At 68.9% G+C, this 21,463-nt stretch carries 22 protein-coding genes and 1 pseudogene; 10 read left to right on the forward strand and 13 right to left on the reverse strand.

What is annotated here, in order from left to right; translation table 11 throughout:
• Positions 1 to 450 precede the first annotated feature (450 nt).
• Positions 451 to 1,140, forward strand: coding sequence for a DUF4232 domain-containing protein (locus tag K7C20_RS18025; protein ID WP_053208677.1), 690 nt, complete (start codon positions 451 to 453; stop codon positions 1,138 to 1,140).
• A 399-nt stretch (positions 1,141 to 1,539) separates the two neighbouring features.
• Here K7C20_RS18025 and K7C20_RS18030 read toward each other — a convergent pair whose 3' ends face one another.
• Entirely contained in the window at positions 1,540 to 2,166 is a 627-nt protein-coding gene (locus K7C20_RS18030; RefSeq protein ID WP_030086731.1) for a TetR/AcrR family transcriptional regulator, read from the reverse strand.
• A 129-nt stretch (positions 2,167 to 2,295) separates the two neighbouring features.
• Here K7C20_RS18030 and K7C20_RS18035 point away from each other — a divergent pair, with 129 nt between their 5' ends.
• Both K7C20_RS18035 and K7C20_RS18040 read left to right on the forward strand, forming a co-directional pair.
• Complete coding sequence (locus K7C20_RS18035; protein WP_030086729.1) at positions 2,296 to 3,246, forward strand: alpha/beta fold hydrolase; 951 nt, start codon at positions 2,296 to 2,298, stop codon at positions 3,244 to 3,246.
• A gap of 191 nt (positions 3,247 to 3,437) precedes the next feature.
• Positions 3,438 to 4,574, forward strand: a complete 1,137-nt coding sequence (locus tag K7C20_RS18040) for a toll/interleukin-1 receptor domain-containing protein (protein WP_063754031.1) — start codon at positions 3,438 to 3,440, stop codon at positions 4,572 to 4,574.
• A 771-nt stretch (positions 4,575 to 5,345) separates the two neighbouring features.
• Here the strand turns inward: K7C20_RS18040 and K7C20_RS18045 are convergent.
• Positions 5,346 to 5,759, reverse strand: a complete 414-nt coding sequence (locus K7C20_RS18045; RefSeq protein WP_030086727.1) for an ATP-binding protein — start codon at positions 5,757 to 5,759, stop codon at positions 5,346 to 5,348.
• A 647-nt stretch (positions 5,760 to 6,406) separates the two neighbouring features.
• Here K7C20_RS18045 and K7C20_RS18050 point away from each other — a divergent pair.
• Positions 6,407 to 6,745, forward strand: coding sequence for a MerR family transcriptional regulator (locus K7C20_RS18050; protein ID WP_030086725.1), 339 nt, complete (start codon positions 6,407 to 6,409; stop codon positions 6,743 to 6,745).
• A 290-nt stretch (positions 6,746 to 7,035) separates the two neighbouring features.
• On the opposite strand, the gene trhA is transcribed toward K7C20_RS18050, so the two are convergent.
• The 8 genes from trhA to K7C20_RS18090 form a co-directional block, all read right to left on the reverse strand.
• Positions 7,036 to 7,776, reverse strand: a complete 741-nt coding sequence (gene trhA / locus K7C20_RS18055; RefSeq protein ID WP_400846734.1) for a PAQR family membrane homeostasis protein TrhA — start codon at positions 7,774 to 7,776, stop codon at positions 7,036 to 7,038.
• A 173-nt stretch (positions 7,777 to 7,949) separates the two neighbouring features.
• Positions 7,950 to 8,252: an SCO5918 family protein gene (locus tag K7C20_RS18060; RefSeq protein WP_030086723.1), complete on the reverse strand. Its 303-nt coding sequence runs from the start codon at positions 8,250 to 8,252 to the stop codon at positions 7,950 to 7,952.
• A 61-nt stretch (positions 8,253 to 8,313) separates the two neighbouring features.
• Positions 8,314 to 8,703, reverse strand: a complete 390-nt coding sequence (locus K7C20_RS18065; RefSeq protein ID WP_048830081.1) for a CBS domain-containing protein — start codon at positions 8,701 to 8,703, stop codon at positions 8,314 to 8,316.
• Between the two features lie 61 nt (positions 8,704 to 8,764).
• Positions 8,765 to 10,279 carry a DEAD/DEAH box helicase gene (locus tag K7C20_RS18070; protein ID WP_222892626.1) on the reverse strand — a complete coding sequence of 505 codons (1,515 nt, stop codon included), beginning with the start codon at positions 10,277 to 10,279 and terminating at the stop codon, positions 8,765 to 8,767.
• A 344-nt stretch (positions 10,280 to 10,623) separates the two neighbouring features.
• Positions 10,624 to 10,827, reverse strand: a complete 204-nt coding sequence (locus tag K7C20_RS18075) for a cold-shock protein (RefSeq protein WP_006604711.1) — start codon at positions 10,825 to 10,827, stop codon at positions 10,624 to 10,626.
• A 339-nt stretch (positions 10,828 to 11,166) separates the two neighbouring features.
• Complete coding sequence (locus tag K7C20_RS18080; RefSeq protein WP_030075476.1) at positions 11,167 to 11,586, reverse strand: arsenate reductase ArsC; 420 nt, start codon at positions 11,584 to 11,586, stop codon at positions 11,167 to 11,169.
• Complete coding sequence (arsB, locus tag K7C20_RS18085; protein ID WP_030075477.1) at positions 11,579 to 12,673, reverse strand: ACR3 family arsenite efflux transporter; 1,095 nt, start codon at positions 12,671 to 12,673, stop codon at positions 11,579 to 11,581. Before arsB ends, K7C20_RS18080 begins: the two co-directional genes overlap by 8 nt.
• Positions 12,670 to 13,077: an ArsR/SmtB family transcription factor gene (locus K7C20_RS18090; RefSeq protein ID WP_030075478.1), complete on the reverse strand. Its 408-nt coding sequence runs from the start codon at positions 13,075 to 13,077 to the stop codon at positions 12,670 to 12,672. The genes arsB and K7C20_RS18090 overlap by 4 nt, the downstream gene beginning before the upstream one ends.
• Before the next feature lie 79 nt (positions 13,078 to 13,156).
• On the opposite strand from K7C20_RS18090, the gene K7C20_RS18095 reads away from it, so the two are divergent.
• Entirely contained in the window at positions 13,157 to 13,633 is a 477-nt protein-coding gene (locus tag K7C20_RS18095) for an ArsI/CadI family heavy metal resistance metalloenzyme (RefSeq protein WP_030075479.1), read from the forward strand.
• Between the two features lie 18 nt (positions 13,634 to 13,651).
• Here the strand turns inward: K7C20_RS18095 and K7C20_RS18100 are convergent, their stop codons facing one another.
• Positions 13,652 to 15,151: a SulP family inorganic anion transporter gene (locus K7C20_RS18100; protein ID WP_030075480.1), complete on the reverse strand. Its 1,500-nt coding sequence runs from the start codon at positions 15,149 to 15,151 to the stop codon at positions 13,652 to 13,654.
• 389 nt (positions 15,152 to 15,540) lie between these two features.
• Between K7C20_RS18100 and K7C20_RS18105 the strand changes: the two genes are divergently transcribed.
• The 5 genes from K7C20_RS18105 to K7C20_RS18120 all read left to right on the forward strand — a co-directional run bounded on the left by K7C20_RS18105 (position 15,541) and on the right by K7C20_RS18120 (position 19,575).
• Positions 15,541 to 15,945 (forward strand): MerR family transcriptional regulator, encoded by a 405-nt coding sequence (locus K7C20_RS18105; RefSeq protein ID WP_030075482.1) that lies wholly within the window; start codon positions 15,541 to 15,543, stop codon positions 15,943 to 15,945.
• Positions 15,946 to 16,211: 266 nt separating this feature from the next.
• The gene (locus K7C20_RS39005; RefSeq protein ID WP_280921976.1) at positions 16,212 to 16,334 is read left to right on the forward strand and encodes a hypothetical protein; all 123 of its coding nucleotides are present in this window, start codon (positions 16,212 to 16,214) and stop codon (positions 16,332 to 16,334) included.
• Between the two features lie 194 nt (positions 16,335 to 16,528).
• Positions 16,529 to 17,722 (forward strand): polysaccharide deacetylase family protein, encoded by a 1,194-nt coding sequence (locus tag K7C20_RS18110; protein ID WP_030075483.1) that lies wholly within the window; start codon positions 16,529 to 16,531, stop codon positions 17,720 to 17,722.
• Between the two features lie 326 nt (positions 17,723 to 18,048).
• Positions 18,049 to 18,393: a hypothetical protein gene (locus K7C20_RS18115; protein ID WP_030075484.1), complete on the forward strand. Its 345-nt coding sequence runs from the start codon at positions 18,049 to 18,051 to the stop codon at positions 18,391 to 18,393.
• A 234-nt stretch (positions 18,394 to 18,627) separates the two neighbouring features.
• Positions 18,628 to 19,575 carry an SCO2400 family protein gene (locus tag K7C20_RS18120; RefSeq protein ID WP_457852758.1) on the forward strand — a complete coding sequence of 316 codons (948 nt, stop codon included), beginning with the start codon at positions 18,628 to 18,630 and terminating at the stop codon, positions 19,573 to 19,575.
• 323 nt (positions 19,576 to 19,898) lie between these two features.
• On the opposite strand, the gene K7C20_RS18125 is transcribed toward K7C20_RS18120, so the two are convergent.
• Both K7C20_RS18125 and K7C20_RS18130 read right to left on the reverse strand, forming a co-directional pair.
• Complete coding sequence (locus K7C20_RS18125; RefSeq protein ID WP_150127154.1) at positions 19,899 to 20,498, reverse strand: ABC transporter permease; 600 nt, start codon at positions 20,496 to 20,498, stop codon at positions 19,899 to 19,901.
• A 299-nt stretch (positions 20,499 to 20,797) separates the two neighbouring features.
• Positions 20,798 to 21,399, reverse strand: a pseudogene (locus K7C20_RS18130) (response regulator).
• Positions 21,400 to 21,463 lie beyond the last annotated feature (64 nt).

Raw genomic sequence — 21,463 nt, forward strand, 5'->3', positions numbered from 1 at the left:
GAGCACAGAGGCGGCGCGTCACCTCTGCCGTTTCGAGACGCTCTGTGACGGTGGGGCCGATGCGGATGCCGCTGGCACGAGCACACCGGCACAGGCCAGACGTCCTGACACGAGCAGTGATCACTAACCGGGCGCGGGGCTTCCTCGGACCGGTGTCGCGAAGCGGGCGATGCGAGCGAGAGCCACCAGCATCCCCCTCAAGATCCGAGTGGTTGGCGCGGCCGCGCGTGCCGTGCGCCATGTCCGCCCGAAGGTGGACCGCCGGAACGGCTTGCCCGTCTCCGCCACGAGCAGCTCGGCCTCATCCGTTCGCGCGGCTTGTTTGCGGGACGTGAGTGAGGCGTTTCCGGAACGTCAGTGGCCCCGGGAAAAGTGGTGTCCACACCGCGGGAACGGCCAAAGGGACCGGCCAGAGGAAACTCCCGCACGAAGCACAGGGGGAACCTGATCATGCGTACTTCCCGGATTCGTACCGCCACCCTGGCCGCCGTCACCGCCGCGCTGGCGCTGGGCCTGACCGCCTGCGGCGGCGCCGAGGGCAGCTCGAAGGCGGCGGGCGGCGACAACGCCGCCGGTAGCGCGCAGAGCCGGTCCGCGTCCAACGGGGACGGCAAGGGCGGCGCGGAGCAGGCCGAGAGCGGCGGTAACGCCAAGGAGGGCGCGCGCTCCGCCCCGGGCGGGACGGGCGAGGCCGCGAGCAAGGGCACGACGGCCGGCGCCCAGCAGTGCCGCGGCGACGAGATGCTGCTCACCGCGGTGCACCGGTTCGCCGGGCAGCAGGGCGACCACCTGCTGGTCACCGCGTCGAACAAGGGCACCAAGCCCTGCTGGGTCACCTCGTACCCGACCGTGAAGCTCGGCGACGTCGACAGCGCCGCACTGCCGCACTCGAAGAAGGACAACCCGGGCGGCGACAAGCACATCACGCTCCAGCCCGGCGGCAAGGCATACAGCGCGGTGAACCTCTTCGACTACGGCTCGAAGAACCACACGGCGCAGTCGTTCGCCCTCGCGCTGCGCGGCGCGGACGGTCACGACGGCCCCTCCTACTCGGTCGACATCCAGGGCGAGAAGACGCAGTTCAGCTGGAGCGAGGCCGACGTGCTGAACTGGAGCACCAAGAAGCCGTACAACTTCTGACGGCCCGTCGGCCAGTGGCGCGTCACCGCCTTCCCCCGGGCCCGTCTACGGCCGGAGCTCGCAAGGCTCCCCGGCTCCCCGGCGGCTCGGCGACTCGGTGACTCGGCGACTCGGTGACTCGGTGACTCGGTGACTCGGTGACTCGGTGAGATCACCGGAAACTGCCCTTGGACCCCGGTCGTCCCCCTGCCCACTCACACGCTCAACTGGCCGACTACTCCGCTCAGTCACCGTTGATTCCCAAGCTCAGAGCGCGGCTTCGATTCCCGTCACCCGCTCCATAGTTGAGGCCCAGGTCGGAGACCTGGGCCTTCTTCTTTGCCTGAATGCCTCGGAGTCGCGCGCCATGTGCGTGCCATCCGCAGCCACAAGTGCCGTAGTGGTGCGCCAGATTGGGTCCTACTCGGACGCCGCCGCCGTCTCGGCGGTCGCGAAAATCCGGTCGAGATGGTGCCGGAGCACCGCGATGACCGACTCCGGACTCCGCTGGCCCACGAGGATGCTGGTGCCCATGGTCGCCGTCATCGCGAGCAGGCTGATCGCCTCCGTGCGCGCGTCGAGCCCGGGAGCGGCCAGACCTGACGCCTGGGCCTCTTCGAGCAGGCCGGTCAGGGCGTTCTCGGCGGCGTCGGGGTTGTCGATGAAGGGCTGGGCGGCCAGTGCGTCGTCGGTCACGGCCAGGATCGAGTAGGAGCTGTAGAGGAGGTGGAAGGTGCGGCTCTCCTCATCGGTCGGGAGGGAGGCAAGCAGCAGCGCCTCGCTGGTCGCGCGGGGGCCCGGGTTCGGACCGGCGGCGCGGAGGCGAGCGCCCACCCGCGCGGTGAAGCGGTCGGTCAGGTGCTGGAGCCCGTAGAAGAGCAGCTTCTCCTTGGTCTCGAAGTAGTACTGCACGAGTCGGAGGGATACGCCGGCCTCCGCGGCCACGTCGCGCATGCCGACGGCGTGCAGTCCTCGACGCCCCGCGACCTGGATGAGCGCCTCGGCGATCTGGGCGCGCCGTTCCTCGTGGTCCACGCGCTTTGGCATGTGCCGGTGTCTCCGCCCGTCGGTGTCGGGTTCGCGGTCCGGCTCTTCCCGGACCTCTTTATGGTACCGCCGTACCATCGTCATGGTACGGTCGTATCACGAAGAACGGATCTCCCCGGAGGTGCCCCCGTGCCCGAGAACACGACCCGTGTGCGCCGCGATGTCGGCCGCTACGTGAACGACGAGCTGCGCGACCGCTACTTCGCCGCCTGCGACGCCGTCTACGCGATGGGTGCGCCCGCCCGCTCCGAGACGGACGTCGAGACCAGCTTCGGCACCACGCACGTCTACCGGTACGGCCCCACGGATCCGGCAGCCGAGTCCCGTACGCCGGTGGTCCTGATCCACGGCGCGGGCTACTGCTCGGCGATGTGGTACCCCAACACCCCCGCGCTCAGCGCCGAACGGCCCGTCTACGCGCTCGACACCCCTGGCGACGCCGGGCGCAGCGTCCACCGCGAGCCCATGTGGCAGCCGGAGCACGCCACCCAGTGGCTCGACGAGGCGCTCGACGCCCTCGGCCTCGACCGGGTCCACCTGGTCGGCTCCTCGTACGGCGGCTGGCTGGTGCTCAACATGGCCCACCGCCGGCCCGGACGGCTCGCGTCGGTCACCGCCCTCGACCCCGGCGGCCTGGAGAAGGTGGGCCTGCGCTTCTTCGCCTGGGTCTTCGTCAGTCTCTTCGCCAGCTTCGCCCCCAAGGCGCTGCGCCCGCGCCTCGCCTCCTGGCTGGAGCAACCGGTCATCGCCGTTCCCGAGTTGCGGACGTGGATCCAGGCGGGCGCGCGCGCCTTCCGGATCCGCCGCCCCGCGCCGCTGCCGCTGACCGAGGACGCGCTGCGCTCCATCCGGACCCCGCTCTACCTCGTCATGGGCAAGCGCAGCCTGCTGGTACACCCGCAGCGGCAGCTGGAACGGGTGCCGCGGCTGATCCCCGGAGCCCGTGCCGAGATCATCGCCGCTACGGGCCACGGCCCGCAGATCGACCACCCCGACGTGGTCAACGCCCGGATGCTGAGCTTCATGGAGGACGTCGACTCCCTCGACCCGGCCGAGGTCGACGGCGTGGTCGACGCGTAAGACCTGCGGCTGGGAAGACTCCGGTACTGCCGGACCGGAGGCTGCACACCGCAGCCTCCGCCACCGAGCTTGCCGACCACCTCACGTGCAGAGCCATGACGGCGTATAGCAGTTCCAGCCCAAAGTCGTTGCGTCTGCCTCGTTTTGCGAAACCTCGAGTGGTGTCCCACGCATCGCACTAATCTTTCAACGTGACTAACGCACAGCCCATTGGGTTCTGGAGCTACACCCATCGCGATGACCATTTGGATGGCGGCCGCATCGTACGACTGTCCGAGCAGATCGCCAATGCGTTCGAAATCATCACAGGCGATCCTCTCGAAATCTTTCTCGACAAGAAGTCACTCGAGTGGGGCGATGCCTGGCGAATGCGACTGGACTCCGTCCTTACCGGCACCACCTTCCTCATTCCGATCGTGACGCCCAAGTTCCTGATGAGCCAGGAATGCAGGCGCGAAGTCATCACATTTGCGGGACACGCTGCCAGCCTCAGCCTGGATGAGCTTTTATTGCCAATCCACTACGTGAACGTGCCTCAACTGACGCAAGAGGCTGAGGATCACCCAGCCGACGAGGTTGTGGAACTCATCTCGAAGCGACAATGGGTAGATTGGCGCGAGCTCCGCCTGGAGGACGAAGATTCTCCAGCGTATCGAAAAGCAGTCCACGAGCTCGCTCGGCGACTTGCTGAAATCCTCGACACAGCGCCTCCCGCCCAGCCCGTAGAGCTCGCTCCACTGAATCAGGTCGAGGAAGAACCGCCTGGCTTCATTGAGATCATGGCGGAAATGGAGGAAGCCCTCCCCGCCTGGTACGAAACCGTCCAGCAGTTCGCGGAGATCATTGCCAGCATTGGCGAGGAGTCGAATTGGGCGGCAGTAGAAATCGCCGCATCCGACGCCAGAGGCGGAGGATTCACCGGTCGCATGCGCGTAGCAGAAGAACTGGCCACGCGACTTGCCGAGCCGGCGGAGAAGGCCGACGCCCTCGGGTCGAAGTATTGGACCGAGCTGGCCGCTATCGACCCAGGCGTCATTGGCATCATCAGGCGCGCTTCGGAAGAAGACATCCCTCTCGAAGACAGAGAGGCTGCTCGCTCATTCTTTAAAGAGATCAAGGAACTGGCGGGCGTCACCACAACGACCACCGCCCAGCTCAAGGAATTCTCGAACAGCATCGGCGGCGCCGCGCAAGGAAGCCGCCGGCTCCGGCCGAAATTCAGGACGATTCAGGCCGCGGTTCAGAAAGTCATCGACAGTCAGACGATCATCAACGAGTGGAGTCGCATGGCCGATGACGTCGATCTCGGCGACGATGACCAGCATTAGCAGGAAGTGTCACATGGCGGGCCTGCCAGGTGTGGGCATCCCCGCCTGACATCAATGACGGCAGACGGCCCGCCCGCAAGCGGCCTCTGACGGCCTCCCAGCACAAGAAGGCACGGCCTTCAAGGCTCCGTAGATCGAACTCCTCATACGGTGGTCGATCGCCACTCGTACCAGCCGGCTCGCGTCTCCCCTCCCCGCCGAGTACTTCGAGCGCGTGCTCCAGGAGTTCGGCTGCCATTTCCAGCTGCATCGCTTCAGTGCTCGGCGGGCCAGGCGGCGCACAGCCATCCGGGAACTGTGCGACGTGGAGCTTCCAGGGCGTCGACAACACTCTGGGGATGGCTGCTGGTGGGTAGTCAGGTGCTCAGGCGGTCAGGTGGTCAGGGCCCGTTCAACGACCCCGGCAAGGCCACCTTCTACGGCGGCGACCACCGCGGCTACACCGACTACCCCACCCTCAGCGCCTGAGCGGCGACTGAGCCGGGGCAGCCCCGCAGTGAGGCATAGCGCGTGCCGTCGCCTCTCTTCCCGCCGCTACCCGGGAGTTTCCGATGTCCAAAGCCATCACCTTCGCCGCGTACGGCGCGCCCGAGGTGCTGCGGCCGTCGGAGGTCACCCCGCCGGAGCCCGCGCCGGGCCAGGCCCGGATCCGGGTGCGGGCCGCCTCCGTGCACCCCCTCGACCTCAAGATCCGGCCCTGTCGTGGGGGGCGCCGCCTCGCTGGTCACGGTCGGGCGAGACCGCGTCCCGTGGCGGGACCACAGGGCCCCGCTACCGGGGAAGTTGGGCATGGATGGTTTTGCCGGTTCCGGGGGCGGGGGTGATGGCCAGGTAGCTGGTGAGGTGGCGGACCATGTGCCAGCCGAAGCCACCGCCGCCGCCGTTGAGATCAGGGGTGCGTTCGCGGGGGGCCGCTGAGCTGAGGTCGCTGACCGCCGCGGTCAGCGTGTCCGGGCCGGCGAAGAGTTGGAGGGTGTACCGGCCACCGCCGTGGCGCAGTGCGTTGGTGGCGAGTTCGGAGACCACCAGGAGGAAGGTGTCCACCCGCTCGGGATCCGGTGCCGGAGTGAGGTGGTCGGTGAATGCGCGGGTCGCCTCGCGGGCCCGGTGGATGCTGTCCAGGCTTTCGCCCCGCACCACGGTCGGTACGGGATGAGGGGCGCTGGTGATCTTCATACCGTTCATGCGCGTACACCCCGCCTGTGATCTGTTGCGCCTTTTGCCGTGGCTGGCAGTGTGCCCGCCCCGTCCGTTCCCACACCCCGGACAACGCGCTTCCTGGTGCAGTTTCCATCAGACACGGATGACAGAAGCTCGGCCCTCGCCTTCACAGAAAATCTGCCATGGCGGCGGTAGACATGCGGGCCCTCGGGGGTTAGGGTTTTCGACGTAGCCAAGAGATCGAAAGGCGCGGCAGAGGTCGAACTGCCGCGCGTGCAGTGCCAGAAGAGGCACGGCAGTGGAGTCGCGGGGCCGAATGGTATGCATGTGGGCCCCGCGACTGACTGCCGGGCCGGGCGGCCCCTGGGGCCGCGAGCGGAACCGCAGGGATCCGCAGGAGCAAGCAGGTCAGCAGACGGATGAGAAGGAGGCAGACGCCATCAGGATCGCCCGGGCGAGGAAGTGAGTCCGCTCGGGTACCGCAGGCCCCGGAATGGAAGGTGGTCCCCGGTCACACATCCGCGATCCCCGCACTTCCCGCCCTCTCCCGGGCGACGGTGCGGAAACAGAAAGCCGGCACCGCAGTAGCCGGCAGATGGTGTTCAAATCCCTCGGGGCCCTGGTGCGTGTTCGGCACCAGGGCCCCGCGACGTCCCCGACCAGAGGTGCAAATGACCGCAGAAATCTCTCACGACCGTCTCAACGACGAGGACTACCCCGCCTACACCATGGGGCGAGCCGCCGAAATGCTCGGCACCACCCCCGCCTTCCTGCGGGCCCTCGGTGAGGCCCAGCTGATCACGCCCTTGCGGTCCGAGGGTGGCCACCGCCGCTACTCCCGCTACCAGCTGCGTATCGCCGCACGCGCCCGCGAACTCGTCGACCAGGGAACCCCCGTCGACGCCGCCTGCCGCATCGTCATCCTCCAAGACCAGCTCGAGGAAGCTCAGCGCATCAACGAAGAACTGCGCACGTCACCCGCCGGGCCCCGCCTCGAGGCCGACGTCTGAAAACCCGCTTCCGCGCCCGCGCACGGCCGCCGCGCCCCGAGGACGTTCAGTCGGCGTCGGACCCGCCGGCGTCACGGCCCGTCCCACAGCAGCCACCCGGACGAGCTCCGTCGATGTCGTCGCCGGAGCTCATCGCCGTCAGCCGGACGCCGGGGGGCTGAGCTCCGTGGCCGAGGTGTCCCCTCTTCTCGCGGCAGCGTCCGAGGCTCCGCGCCTCTGATTCACCGGGAGCCGGGCGGGCCATCGGGACGTGGGACGGACGAGGCCCACGCGCCAGGACACTGCTGTGCTCAGCAGACGGCGAGGGAGAGGGCGATGTAGTGCGCGGTGAAGCCCGCCACGGTCAGGGCGTGGAAGACCTCGTGGAAGCCGAACCAGCGAGGTGAGGGATCGGGGCGCTGGAGGGCGTAGACCACCGCGCCCACGCTGTAGAGGAGACCGCCGGTCACGATCAGGGTGAGTACGGCCGCTCCGCCGGTGTGCAGGAAGTCGGGCAGGTAGCGCGCCGGTGCCCAGCCCAGGGCCAGGTAGCAGGGGGTGTACAGCCAACGGGGAGCTGCGACCCAGAGGACGCGGAAGGCGATGCCGGCCAGTGCCCCCGCCCACACGATCCACAGCAGGACGGGCCGTTGGTCCGGAGGGAGGAGGAGCACGGCCAGAGGGGTGCAGGTGCCGGCGATGATGAGGAAAATATTGGCGTGGTCGAGACGACGCAGAACGGCCTCGCCGAGCGGCCCCCAGGTGCCGCGGTGGTAGACGGCGCTCGTCCCGAACAGCAGCAACGCGGTGACGGCGTACACGGTGCAGGCCAGGGCGGCTTGCGGGGTCCGGGCCAGGCGGATGAGGACGACGCCTGCGATCAGCGCGGCGGGGACCGTTCCGGCGTGGAGCCAGCCACGAAGCTTCGGCTTGATCGGCTCCACCAGGCCGGCCGCCCGCTCCACCAGAGCGGCAGCCGGGTGAGCGCCCTCCGCGGCACTGTCACGGTGCTCTTCGCGGGGTTGGCCGGCTGGAGCACGTGCTCCCCTCACCGGGGCGAGGGGCACACTTGCGGATTCGGCGGCGTCGCGGGACACGGCTTCCGTCCTCCTTCGGACTGTTGGGCCTCGCTGACCACCAGACAGCCACGGCAGGAGTCACCCCGCAACAGCGTGTGGGGAGACCGGCCTCGGACCGCCGGGCCTGCAGTGCCACAGCGGTCGGGTCAGGCCGGGTGCCCCAACAAGGCCGACGCCGTCTCCAGTGGTGTGAGAGCGGTCGGGGGCACGAGCGCGGCGGCCGGGCGGCACACGAAGCCGAGGCGGCTCAGAGCTCGGGTCACTTCGCCGGCGGAGAAGTCACGACGGTCCTGCCGGGTGATGACCTCCCCGACCTGTTTGACGGGGTAATGGCGGCGGCCGATGAGCACGGACTCACCTGTGACGGGTTCGGGTTTGATGCCCTTCATCGCATCCTGCACCTCGGTCTTGAGCAGGTTGAAGGGGAAGCGGGCGATGACGACGCGCATAGTGCCTCCACAAGGTCGGAGAGAAGCCGGAAACGGATCACCGGCCCCGGGCGGAGAAGTGTCAACGGGTGAGGACGACGACGCCCAGGGCGTGCCCGTCCTCACCGATCACGGGTGAGGCCCGCAGCGCGCGTCGGCGCATGGCGCGTTCCGCGTCGTGTACAGACATCACGGGCGAAGTGAAGGGACCCCGGTCGTAGACGATGTCCCGCAACCGGGTCTCCTCGGTGTACCAGGAGCCTTGGTGGTGGGCTGTCATCTGGGAACGGGTGATCAGGCCCGTACACCGCCCGTCCTCGTCACGGACGAGGAGATGGTCGGCACCGGCCCCGATGAGGACGGACAGCGCCAGGTCGACGATCATGTCGTCGCCGACCTGCGGTCCCGGCGACGTCATGACGTCGCCGGCTGCCTCGCCGGAGCAGTCCGCCCGGGGGTGGCTCTGGAGCATCGACAAAAACCTCCGTGACGAGGGTGATCCGACGAGCTGGGCGTGATCGTCCGGGACCGGTCTAGGCGGCCGGGGCCGAGGAGGACTGCCGCGCCGTCGGTGTCGCGGTTCGGGCTGCCCCGGCGGCACGGCGGGCCTGGGCGGGGCGGCTGCGGCGGCCGCGCGTGGAGGAGCCGCTGCGCTTGGCGCGTTCGACGACGGGTGCGGCAATGGTGACCGGGATGCCGGAGGGTGCCTGGGCGCCGGTGATACGGCTCAGTTCGGCCTCGCCGGAGCGGACCTGGGTGGACTGCGGTGTGATGCCCGCGTCCGCCATCAGGCGGTTCATGGTGCGGCGCTGGTTGGGCAGGACGAGGGTGACGACGCTGCCGGACTCGCCCGCGCGGGCGGTGCGTCCGCCGCGGTGCAGGTAGTCCTTGTGATCGCTCGGCGGGTCGACGTTGACGACGAGGTCGAGGTTGTCGACGTGGATGCCGCGGGCCGCGACGTTGGTGGCCACCAGGACGGTGACATGTCCGGTCTTGAACTGGGCCAGGGTGCGGGTGCGCTGGGGCTGGGACTTGCCGCCGTGCAGGGCAGCGGCGCGCACGCCGCTGCTCAGCAGGTGCTTGGTGAGGTTGTCCACGGCGTGCTTGGTGTCCAGGAACATGATCGACCGGCCTTCGCGGGCCGCGATCTCGGTGGTGGTGGCGTGCTTGTCGGCACCGTGGACGTGCAGCACGTGGTGCTCCATCGTGGTGACCGCGCCCGCCGAGGGATCGACGGAGTGGACCACCGGGTCGGTGAGGTAGCGCCGGACCAGGAGGTCCACGTTGCGGTCCAACGTGGCCGAGAAGAGCATCCGCTGCCCCTCGGGCCGGACCTGGTCGAGCAGGGCGGTGACCTGGGGCATGAAGCCCATGTCCGCCATCTGGTCGGCCTCGTCCAGCACGGTGATGGCGACCTGGTTCAGCCGGCAGTCGCCGCGCTCGATGAGGTCCTTGAGCCGTCCGGGCGTGGCGACGACCACTTCGACGCCGCCGCGCAGTGCGCTGGACTGCCGGCCGATCGACATCCCGCCGACGACGGTGGCCAGCCTCAGCTTCAGCGACCGGGCATAGGGCGTGAGTGCGTCGGTGACCTGCTGGGCCAGCTCCCGGGTGGGGACCAGCACCAGGGCCAGCGGCTGGCGGGGCTCGGCGCGCTGTCCGGCGGTGCGGGCCAGCAGGGCCAGACCGAAGGCCAGCGTCTTGCCCGAGCCGGTGCGTCCGCGGCCCAGGACGTCGCGTCCGGCCAGCGAGTTCGGCAGCGTGGCGGCCTGGATGGGGAACGGGGCGGACATGCCTTCCGCGCCGAGGGCCGCCAGCAGCGCCGGCGGCATGTCCAGCTCGGCGAACGTCTCGGCCGGGGGCAGGGCGGGCGTGTGGGTGACGGGCAGGGCGAACTCTCCCTGCAGCGTCGCGGGACGCCGTCCGGGGCCTCCGGAACGGCCCGTGCCCGAGCGATTCGGCCCGCCGGAGCGGTAGCCGCCGCGGCCTGAGCCTGACGAGCCGGCAGAGCGGGAGTAGCGGTCATTCGTGCGAGCTGTGCGGTTCATGGAGAACCTTCCTCGATGCGGTACGTCGAGGAATTCCCGGTGGCAATAAGCCGCACACAAGAATCGCCAGAACGAACCGATGAAATGAGATGAAACGAAGCGGGGCGGAAATATTTCGCCCCTGCACGCCGAAGCGGGACCGGCAACGCCGCAAGAAGAGCGAAGCAGTTGCCGGATCGTGGATCCGGGCGGATTGCCCGTGGCGGGATAGCGGCCGGGAAATCGAACTCGCTGCCCGCCCGCCGCTCGTGCGGCCGTTGCGGGGCACACGGGAAACACCGAAAAGCAACGAGCTGGGGCCCGCACCCAAGGTGCGGGCCCCAGCTACGGTGTACGCGTCAGCGTCAGGCGGGGACGATGTTCTCGGCCTGCGGGCCCTTCTGGCCCTGCGTGACGTCGAAGTTCACCTTCTGGCCCTCCTGCAGCTCGCGGAAGCCCTGGGCGGCGATGTTCGAGTAGTGGGCGAAGACGTCGGCGCCGCCACCCTCCTGCTCGATGAAGCCGAAGCCCTTTTCCGCGTTGAACCACTTCACGGTGCCAGTAGCCATGTCATATCTCCTTCGGGGCAGTGCCCGGAGCCCACACCATGCGGGCTCCGTGTCGCTGCGTTGATTGCCCGTCCGGAAATAAACACCGGAAATACGAAAGCGCTCCGCCATGTACGACAGCGAGCACGCTTCAAGTCTTGGGAACCACAACTGCAACTGAGATCGACGGTAGCACGCTCCTGGCGGCCATGCGCGGCACATGATCCCGACGATTTCGAGAGGGCAAAAAACCCTTGCCGCACCAGTGGCCATTTCTGCAGTTGCGGCAGGAGATATTCGGCATCGGCGCTCGCCCGTATTCGACCGGAAATCCGTCGCCCCCCTCGGCCACCGCCACGCTCACCCCTGCCCGCCGGGGGCGATCTCGTCGAGCAGTGCGCGAATCCGCTGCTCGATGTCATCACGGAGGGGCCGTACGGCGTCGACACCCTGCCCGGCGGGGTCGGGCAACTGCCAGTCGAGGTACCGCTTGCCGGGAAAGACGGGGCAGGTGTCGCCGCATCCCCTCGTGATGACGACGTCGGATGCCTGCACGGCCTCGACGGTGAGCATCTTGGGCACCTCGGCCGAGACGTCGATGCCCACCTCGGCCATCGCCGCCACGACGGACGGGTTCACGGCGTCGGCGGGGGCGGACCCTGCGGACCGCACCTGTACGCGGTCGCCTCCATGGTGCGTGAGGAACGCGGCGGCCATCTGCGAGCGGCCGGCGTTGTGGACGCAGACGAACAGCACGGAGGGCGGAGCAGTGTCAGACATGGGCGGGGTCTTCCTCGGTCCTCAGAGGCGCGGGGGTGGTGAAGAAGCGGCGGGCGTACAGCGCGACGTAGACGAGGCCGATCAGCACCGGCACCTCGATGAGCGGGCCGACCACACCCGCGAGGGCCTGTCCGGAGGTGGCGCCGAACGTGGCGATGGCCACCGCGATGGCCAGCTCGAAGTTGTTGCCCGCTGCCGTGAACGCAAGGGTCGTCGCACGCGGGTAGTCGAGGCCGACGGAGCGTCCGAGTGCCATGGAGCCCGCCCACATCAGGGCGAAGTACACGAGCAGCGGGAGCGCGATACGGGCGACGTCGAGCGGTTGCGAGGTGATCGCGTCGCCTTGCAGCGCGAACAGCATGACGATCGTGAACAGCAGGCCGTACAGGGCGAACGGGCCGAGGCGCGGGATCAGTCCGGACTCGTACCAGGCGCGTCCCTTGGCCCTCTCTCCGATCCGGCGGGTGAGGTAGCCGGCGGCGAGCGGGATGCCGAGGAAGATCAGCACGCTGCGGGCGATCTCCCACACGGACACCGCGAGGCCGGACTGCTCGAGGCCGAGCCACCCGGGCAGCACCGACAAGTAGAACCAGCCGAGGGCCGAGAACGCGATGACCTGGAAGACGGAGTTCAGCGCGACCAGGACGGCGGCGGCCTCGCGGTCGCCGCACGCGAGGTCGTTCCAGATGATGACCATGGCGATACAGCGGGCCAGCCCGACGATGATCAGGCCCGTGCGGTATTCGGGCAGGTCCGGGAGGAGCAGCCACGCCAGCGCGAACATGAGCGCCGGCCCGACGATCCAGTTCAGCAGCAGGGAGGGCAGCAGCAGGCGGCGGTCGCGGGTGACGGTGTCGAGCCGGTCGTAGCGCACCTTGGCGAGGACCGGGTACATCATCACGAGCAGGCCGAGCCCGATCGGCAGGGACACCCCGGTCACGGTCACCTTGGCGAGGGCGCCCCCGAGGCCGGGCACGAGGCCCCCGAGGCCGAGGCCGAGCGCCATCGCGGCGAGGATCCACACGGCGAGGTAGCGGTCGAGGAACGACAGGCGGCCGGCGACCGCCTGCTCGGGTGCGGCGCTCACGAGGTCGCCCCAGCCGCCTCGGTGGGGGCGGGGAGGGGCCCGCCCGCGGGACGCATGAGGATGCCCGCGAGGCGGTCGGTCATCTCCGGCAGCAGCCAGTAGTAGACCCACGTGCCACGCCGCTCGCAGTCGATGAGGCCGGCCTGCCGGAGCAGCTTGAGGTGATGCGAGATCGTCGGCTGCGACAGGTCGAAGGCCGGGGTGAGGTCGCAGACGCAGACCTCGCCGCCGGCGCGCGAGGCGATCATCGACAGCAAGCGGAGTCGCACCGGGTCGCCCAGCGCCTTGAACACCTTCGCCAGCTCCACGGCCTGGCCCTCGTCGAGCGGGGCGGACAGCAGGCCCGGGCAGCACGCATCGTCCTGGTCGGTCTGCCCGAGGATCTCAAGCTCTTGATTCGACATCCCTCTATGTTGACGTTTATCAAACCAGGGCGCAACCTTGAATCGAAAGACATCAATGCAAGCCGATCGGAGTCTCGCCATGTCACGTGCACAGCTCGCCCTGCGCGTCAGCGACCTTGAAGCGTCGGTCACCTTCTACTCGAAGCTGTTCGGCACCGAACCGGCCAAGCGACGCGCGGGCTACGCCAACTTCGCCCTCACAGAGCCGCCGCTCAAACTCGTGCTGATCGAGGGCGACCCCGGGCAGGAAACCCGCCTCGACCACCTCGGGGTGGAAGTCGGGTCCACGGATCAAGTGACGGCAGCGACGGCCCGCCTCAAGGACGCCGGCCTCGCCACCTTCGAGGAGAACGACACCTCGTGCTGCTACGCCCTCCAGGACAAGGTGTGGGTGCACGGCCCCGGCAAGGAGCCGTGGGAGGTCTACGTCGTCAAGGCCGATGCCGGCACCCTCGGCAAGAGCGCCGATCCGTCCGCGGCAACCAGCAGCGACGGCTGCTGCGCGAGCGGGACGGCTGACGCGGATCCCGCCCCGGGCTGCGCCTGCGGAAGCTGATGCCCGCGCTCCAGCTGGTCAGTTGCCGCCGGTGAGTTCGCCGCTGAGCGTCCGGTGGATACGGGCGCTGGGCTCGTTCAGGCCGACGATCTCGACGGACTTGCCGCGCTGCTTGTACTTGTCTTCGATGGCATCGAGGGCGGCGACCGACGAGGCGTCCCAGATGTGCGCCGCGGTCAGGTCGATGACGACCCTGTCCGGGTCGGCGGCGTAATGGAACTGCGTGACCAGGTCATTGGAGGAGGCAAAGAAGAGTTCGCCGGTCACGGAGTAGACGACCTGGGTGCCGTCGGGGTCGAGGACCGCAGTGACGTGGGCGAGATGGGCGACGCGGCGGGCGAAGATGACCATGGCGGTGAGCGAGCCGACGCCCACGCCGATGGAGAGGTTGCCGGTGGCGACGACGACCGCGACGGTGATCACCATGACGGTGGTCTCGCCGATCGGCAGCCGCTTGAGGGTGGCGGGCTTGATGGAGTGCCAGTCGAAGGTGCCGACCGAGACGAGGACCATCACGGCGACCAGTGCGGCCATGGGGATCGTGGAGACGATCGGGCCGAGGACGATGCACAGGATGAGCAGGAAGAACCCGGCGAGGAAGGTGGACAGCCGGGTGCGGGCCCCGTTCTTCACGTTGATCATCGTCTGGCCGATCATCGCGCAGCCGCCCATACCGCCGAAGAAGCCCGTGACGATGTTGGCGATGCCCTGCCCGATGGACTCGCGCGTCTTGTTGGAGCGGGTGTCGGTCATCTCGTCGACCAGCTTGGCGGTCATCAACGACTCCATCAGTCCGACCAGGGCCATCGCCAGCGCGTAAGGGGCGATGACGGTCAGGGTGTGGAGGCTGAACGGGACATCCGGCAGGCCGGGCACGGGCAGGGAGGAGGGCAGCTTGCCCTTGTCGCCGACGGTGGGGACGGCGATGCCTGCCGCGACGGTGATGACCGTGAGGATGACGATGGAGACCAGCGGCGCGGGCACGGCCTTGGTGAGCCGGGGGAAGAACACCATGAGCGCCAGGCCCGCGGCGACCAACGGGTACACCGGCCACGGCACATCGAGCAGATTGGGGATCTGGGCCGAGAACAGCAAGATGCCCAGGGCGTTGACGAAGCCGACCATCACCGAGCGCGGCACGAACCGCATCAGTCTCGCCACCCCCAGGGCACCGAGAACGATCTGGAACACCCCCGCCAGAATGACGGTCGCGATCAGGTACCCCAGGCCGTGCTCACGGGCGACGGGGGCGACGACCAGCGCCACGGCACCGGTGGAGGCCGAGATCATCGCCGGCCGGCCGCCGACGAAGGCGATCACCATCGCCATGGTGCAGGCCGCGAACAACCCCACCTTGGGGTCGACCCCGGCGATGACGGAGAAGGAGATCGCCTCGGGGATCAGCGCCAGGCCGACGACCAGACCGGCGAGGACCTCGGTGCGGAAGACCTTCGGGGACAGCCACGGGGGACGGGAGCCGCGCAGCCGCGCGACGGGTGACAGTGCGGAAGAAGACAAGAGAGGAAAACCCCGTCGTGCTCGGGCACACCCGGCGTCTCAAGGGCGTGCGGAGGCGTGAAGGGCCGAGGCGGCCGCTCACGGGCCCGCAGTCGGCGGACCGAAGTCGGTGCAGCTGCTGCCGGTGAAGCAGAGCAGTGCTGGTTCAGGGGCGCAGGGTCACGGCGGGCAGGCGGCGGCGGGCATCAGGGGCATGCGTACGCTCTCCTGCCGGCTGTCGGACTTCGCCGGGGGCACCATCGGCCCCGACGCGGCGCAGGCGCGCCACACTGTCGCGCACCGGGTGCTGAGCAGCTCGGGCAGCCCCGTCCGCCCTTACTCTACCCTAACGTTAGGGTAGAGATCGAGGCTGCTCACTGTGGCCTCGGCGACAGACGGGAAGGCGCCCGGTGAACGGCGAGCATATGCAGATCGGCGAGGTCGCCACGCGCACCGAACTGTCCCTGCGCACCATCCGTCACTACGAGGAGACGGGGCTGGTGATCCCCTCCGCCCGCTCTCAGGGCGGATTCCGTCTCTACACGGAAGCCGACGTCGCCCGCCTCATGGTCATCCGCCGCATGAAGCCCCTGGGCTTCTCCCTCGACGAGATGCGCGATCTGCTGGACGCCACCGACCGCCTCGACTCCGGCAAGGACCTGCCCGCCGGCGAGCGGGAGGCACTGCTGGAGCGGGTGCGCGGCTTTGCGAAGGCGGCGCAACAGCGGGTGGCGGACCTGCGCACCCAGCTCGCACGGGCGGAGGAATTCGCCGGCACGCTGCGCGAGCGCCTCGCCGGCACTCCCGCCCGGTAGTCCGGCCTCCGGTCAACCGTCCGACGGCACCCCGGCTCCCGGGGAAGCATCCGCCAGCTCCGGGGAAGCCCGCCCGCGAGCTCCGACCGTCCCTCCGGGCTGTTCGCCTGCGTTCACCACGCAGGGCTGCTGGGCAACGGTTGTTAGTGAGGCGTTACCGGTGCGCTAGCGATCTCCGTGAGAGTCATGTGCGTCCAAGGGCGTTGGGTGAGGGCCGCTGAGGCCTTCAGCTCTCTGCCCCGCCCATTGAACGGGGGAGCCATGACATGCAGAAGATGACGATGGATCACGTGCGCATCACCAAGGTTGACAGTCCCCCCGCGCGGCAGTGGGGCAACGGGGCAGCACAAACGGCTGTGTTCTCCTTCTCGGGCTTAACCATCGCGTAGTTCGCTGCGGAGTCCGGGCTCCCGGGGCCTCTCCCCTGGCTTCGGAGAATGAATCGCCCGCCACCCTCCGTTGAGCATTCTCCTTCTCGGGGTCGCAGCGGAACCTCGGTATCCGCCTCCCCGCCTCTCTGGGCTTCCCGCTTCTCCGGACGCCCCACATGCCAGAACTTCGAACGAATGCGATGGGTACCGTTATGCGTAAATTCAGCCGCCGGGGCATATTTGGACTCGGGATAGGGGCGGCGGCCGCGCTCTCCGTTGCCGGCTGCTCAACCTCCGGGTCGTCGGGCTCCGGCAAGGTCGGGACCAACCCCGGAAAGACGGCGAAGAGCAAGCCGATCGGGGACGGTTCGACCGCGTACACCGGAAAGCAGCCCCACCAGCCGCCCACACCGGAGAAGTTGAAGCCGGGACAGAAGCCGCCGCAGTTCGTCGTCTTCTCCTGGGACGGCGCGGGCGAGGTGGGCAATGGCCTCTTCCCGCGGTTCCGCAAAATCGCCCGCGACCACAACGCCTCGATGACCTTCTTTCTTTCCGGGCTGTATCTGCTGCCCGAGTCGAAGAAGCGTCTGTACCGGCCCCCGAACAACCCCGTCGGCGCCTCGGCCATCGACTATCTCACCAATGACCACATCAAGGAGACGCTCAAGAACCTGCGCGCTGCCTGGCTGGAGGGCCACGAGATAGGCACCCACTTCAACGGCCACTTCTGCGACGGCACCGGGTCGGTCGAGCACTGGACCCCCGCCCAGTGGGACTCCGAGATCGAGCAGGCCATGGACTTCGTCACCAAGTGGCGTACGAACACCGGCTTCACCGACCTCGAACCGCTGCCGTTCGACTACAGCAAGGAGCTCGTCGGCAGCCGCACTCCCTGCCTGAAGGGCCAGCAGAACCTGCTGCCGACGGCGCGGAAGCGCGGCTGGCGGTACGACGCCAGCTCCCCCGGCGGCCTCCAGGTCTGGCCCACCAAGCAGGGCATCTGGGACTTCCCGCTCCAGTCGATACCGTTCCCCGGCCACTCCGAGACCCTCTCGATGGACTTCAACCTGATGTTCAATCAGTCGAAGAACTCCACCAAGGGCCCGCCGGCCAACTACCCGGGCTGGCGCAAGCAGGCCGCCGACGCCTACATCGCCGGCTTCCAGCGGGCGTACGAGACCAACCGCGCCCCCTTGTTCGTCGGCAACCACTTCGAGCAGTGGAACGGCGGCATCTACATGGACGCCGTCGAGGAAGCGATCAAGCACATCGGCGACGAGAAGCACAAGGACGTCCGGATGGTCTCCTTCCGGCAGTTGTGCGACTGGCTCGACGCCCAGGACCCGCAGGTCCTCGCCAGTCTGCGCGGACTCGGGGTCGGACAGCAGTTCACCGGACGCGGCTGACGGCACCGGGAGCCGGCCGGGGGCCCAGCCTCCGGGGCCTACCCGCCCCGGCCGCCCACTCGTGGCTCACTGGCGAGGAGCGGCCCAGGCCCGCGCGCGGCGTGGCTTCGCCATTCCGAACTGGCTCCGACTTGCGGCATTTGGCGTTCCGTGCGACCCGGCATGGAATCCGTGTGGAGCCCGTGTGGAATTCGGACACCGGCGTTCTCGATGAAGCTCACAGCGTGCGTGCGGACCCAGAAACCGATATGGAATCGAAGGTTTGAAAGTGGTTTTGCGTACTCGCGTGAGGCAAGTAAGGGAGCATGAACAGCCCCCAGGAACCCATGCCCCTGAACGACCCCTACCGCCCCTATGACCACCCTCAGGACACCCGCAGGCGAAGCCGGGAAGGTGCCGGAGCGGACCGGACAGCCTTGGTCATCCACACGATCGCGGACATCGCCGCGGGCTTTCTGGGCCTGTGGATCCTGCTGTACCTGCTCGACGCCAACCAGGGAAATGTCTTCGTCGGCTTCGTGCAGGGAACGGCCGACTGGCTCGCCGGCTGGTCCCAGGACATCTTCACTATGGACATCGAAGGCATGCGGGTTTTCCTCAATTATGGCTTGGCCGCAGTGATTTACCTTCTGCTCGGTCATGGGATTGCTGCGTGGATACGTCGCCTCTGACCGAATTCCGAGTGAGCGCTGTGGTCGGCACGCCCAGCCCCTCATTCCGGGATTCGTCGTCACATGTCCGGAGTGCCGAAAGGCACCGGCAAGGAATCTGCACCGAAGCGTCACACCATCTTCGTTTTGGGAGCGGCGGGTGCCGTTAGCGTTACTGCCCGCTCGATCCCGCGTGCGAACTTCATTCAGGTCGCCGGCGTCCTTGGCGGCGCAGTCAGCACAGAAAGATCGAAGATGGACTACTGCTCGTCGTGCCGCCGGAGTCTCAACGGGGCACTCGTGTGCCCGGGATGTGGGGATTACGCCCCGGACATAGCCCCGCCCACCCACCGCCACCACCGTGCGCCGACCGCTGCCGCGACGTGGGAGGCGTGGCGTGCGGAGGAAGCCGCCGGCCTCGGGCCCCAGGAGGGCGCTCCGCATCAGGGCGCTCCGCACCCGGGCACCCAGCCGTTCGATGCCGCACCGCTCGGCAGCGGTGCGTCCGAGAAGGACCTCTTCGGCAACGACGCACCCGCGCAGGACGTACCGGCGGACGCCGCGGACGCCGGTGTGGCCGATGGCTCCGGAGGCGCTGCGGCTACCGGCCAGGGCCGGGCGGCTCGGCGTCGGCAGCTGGCACGTTGGAAGAAGCACCGGCGCCGGGCCGTGGCCGCGACGGCCTTCGCCCTTGTCGGCGGTGGCCTGACCGCCTCGCTGCTCCAGAACAAGCCGTCCCCCGGCCACGCGCAGGCGGCCTCGTCGCCGGAGCCGGGCAGCGTGGGCTCGCCCCGGACGGAGTCCGCCGCCTCGGCCTCGGAGCAGCCGGACACCCCGGCCTCACGGCACCCGGATACGCACCCGCACCACACAGCTGCCCGGCAGCAGCACACCATCCCGCCCGCGCCGCCCTCTGCCGCCACGCCCCGGCAGCCGCATTCCGCCACCCCGGCACACCACGTCGCCTCCCCGGGCGCGGCACCGCACACCGCCACGCCCGCCGCGACCAAGAAGGCACCCGTCGAGCACACCGGCGTCGCGGCACCCTCGGCGACGACCGCCCCCGCTTCCACCGGAAGCTCCGACACAGGCACCTCGCCGGCGCATCCCGCACCGGACACCTCGACCGCGCCGACCAGCCCGTCGGCCGATCCCACCTCACCGACCCATGTGTGCCTGCTGGGACTTGTCTGCGTCAACTGAGGCTCCGGCGGGCGCCGAGCGCCGACGGAAGCCACCCCTGCGGAACCGCTGAGGATTCGCCGGGCAAGCGCCGCGGGTTCCCTGAGGAACCGCCGGGGAAGCGCCGCGGGTTCCCTGGGGAACCGCCGGGGAAGCGCCGCGGGTTCCCTGGGGAACCGCTGCGGGCCGCTGACGCCGCCGGCCGGACAGCCGGCGGCCAGGTCCGGGCGTACGGACGGCCGCTGAGCGGTCGGCTGCGCCCACGGGCGCGGGGCACCGGCGTGCCGGGCGGGATGGCGGCGCCGCAGGGCCGCCGCTGCTCCCGCCCACGCGCTCGCGGATCGCTATTCCGCTGACCGTATGGCGCGCACCGGGCGCACGCGCAGCACCAGCACGCCGGGGACCAGCACCCCCAGCACTCCCAAACCAGCACATCCTGCCGCCACCTGGGCCAGCGTCCCCCAGGGCAGTGGGGCGGGCGCTGTCAGATACGGCGCAGTCCGGGCCGACAGCCCGGCGAGGAAGGCCGTGATCACCAACCCTGCCATCAGCAGTCCGCTCAGCACCACGACGACCGACTCCCACCCCAGCATGCGCAGCAGTTGGGCCTTGGTGCTGCCGGCCAGCCGCAGGGCCGCGAACTCCTGGCGGCGCTGCCGGGTGGCCAGGAGGAGGGTGTTGAGAATGCCCAGGGCCGTGTAGACGAGCAGCGGGGTCATGAGGATGCGCATGCCCACCGCGTTGTTCTGCTGCTGAAGTGCCGTCTGGGTGGTGTCCACGGCCTGCGACACGGCATTGCCGCACAGCAGCATGGTGCTGAGCCCCGCCGCCAACAGCACCGGTCCGGCCATCGCCCTGACCGACCGCGGTCTGCCGGCCGCGCTCACGGTTCTTGCCGAGGACTGCGCGGTACCGACCGAGGTGAAGATGGGCCTGGAGGACAAGGGGGAGCGCCGTCGTACGCCACAGTGCTGCCCGCCACTGCACGGTGCGGCTCACCCAGAGCCGTGGCGCCACCCGACTGATCGTCATCAACGACCGGCCTCACCCGGCCCGCGTTGGCGAGCACCCCGACGCATCCGGTCTGCGGAACCTGTCCGAGCGTGTCGCCCTCCTGGGCGGAACCCTGCTCATCTCGCGTCCCAAGGCCCGTTGGGGAGAAGAGTTCCGGTTGGAGGCTCACCTGCCCGGAACCACCGAAGCCGACGGTGTCGTTCCTCCCCGGCAGCTGCTCGCCTGGGCGTCAGATCCATCCCTCGTGGAGGGCGATCCGGATGGTGTCGACGCGGTTTCTGCCCCCTGACTTGGTGACCACCGTCGACAGGTAGTTCCGTACGGTGCTGAGCTCCAGGTGGAGCTGGTCGGCGATTTCCTGCGGTGACGCTCCTTCGGCCGCCCGTCTCAGCACCTCGGCCTCGCGCGGTGTGAAGGGGCTCGGCGCACTCTCCAACGCAGACACCGCAAGTTCCGAATCTATGACCCGCTCGCCCGCCGCCACCTTGCGGATGGCCAGAACAAGCTGAGCCGGAGGGTGTCCTTCAGCAGGAATCCCGCGGCATGTGCTTCCAGAGCACGCCGGATGTTCCCGGGACGGCCCAGGCTCGTGACGATGAGACTCCGGCACGTCGGCAGGTGCTGGTGCAGCTGCGCCGCAGCGCTGAGTCCGTCCATTCCGGGCAGACCGATGTCGATCAGTGCTACGTCCGGCTCGGTGCGCAGCGCGGCCGGCAGGATGGCGTCCCCTCCGGCCACCTCGGCGACCACCTCGAAGTCGGCCTCCTGGCGCAGCAAGCTGACCAGTGACCCACGTAAGAGCTGCATGTCCTCGGCTAAGAGCACTCGCATCGTGTTTCCCTCCCCCGCGCTCCGCACCGGGCATCCTGGTCCGCTACCGGTGACCGAAGCGTGA

Origin of the sequence: Streptomyces decoyicus, from assembly GCF_019880305.1 — a bacterium.
GTDB lineage: Bacteria > Actinomycetota > Actinomycetes > Streptomycetales > Streptomycetaceae > Streptomyces > Streptomyces decoyicus.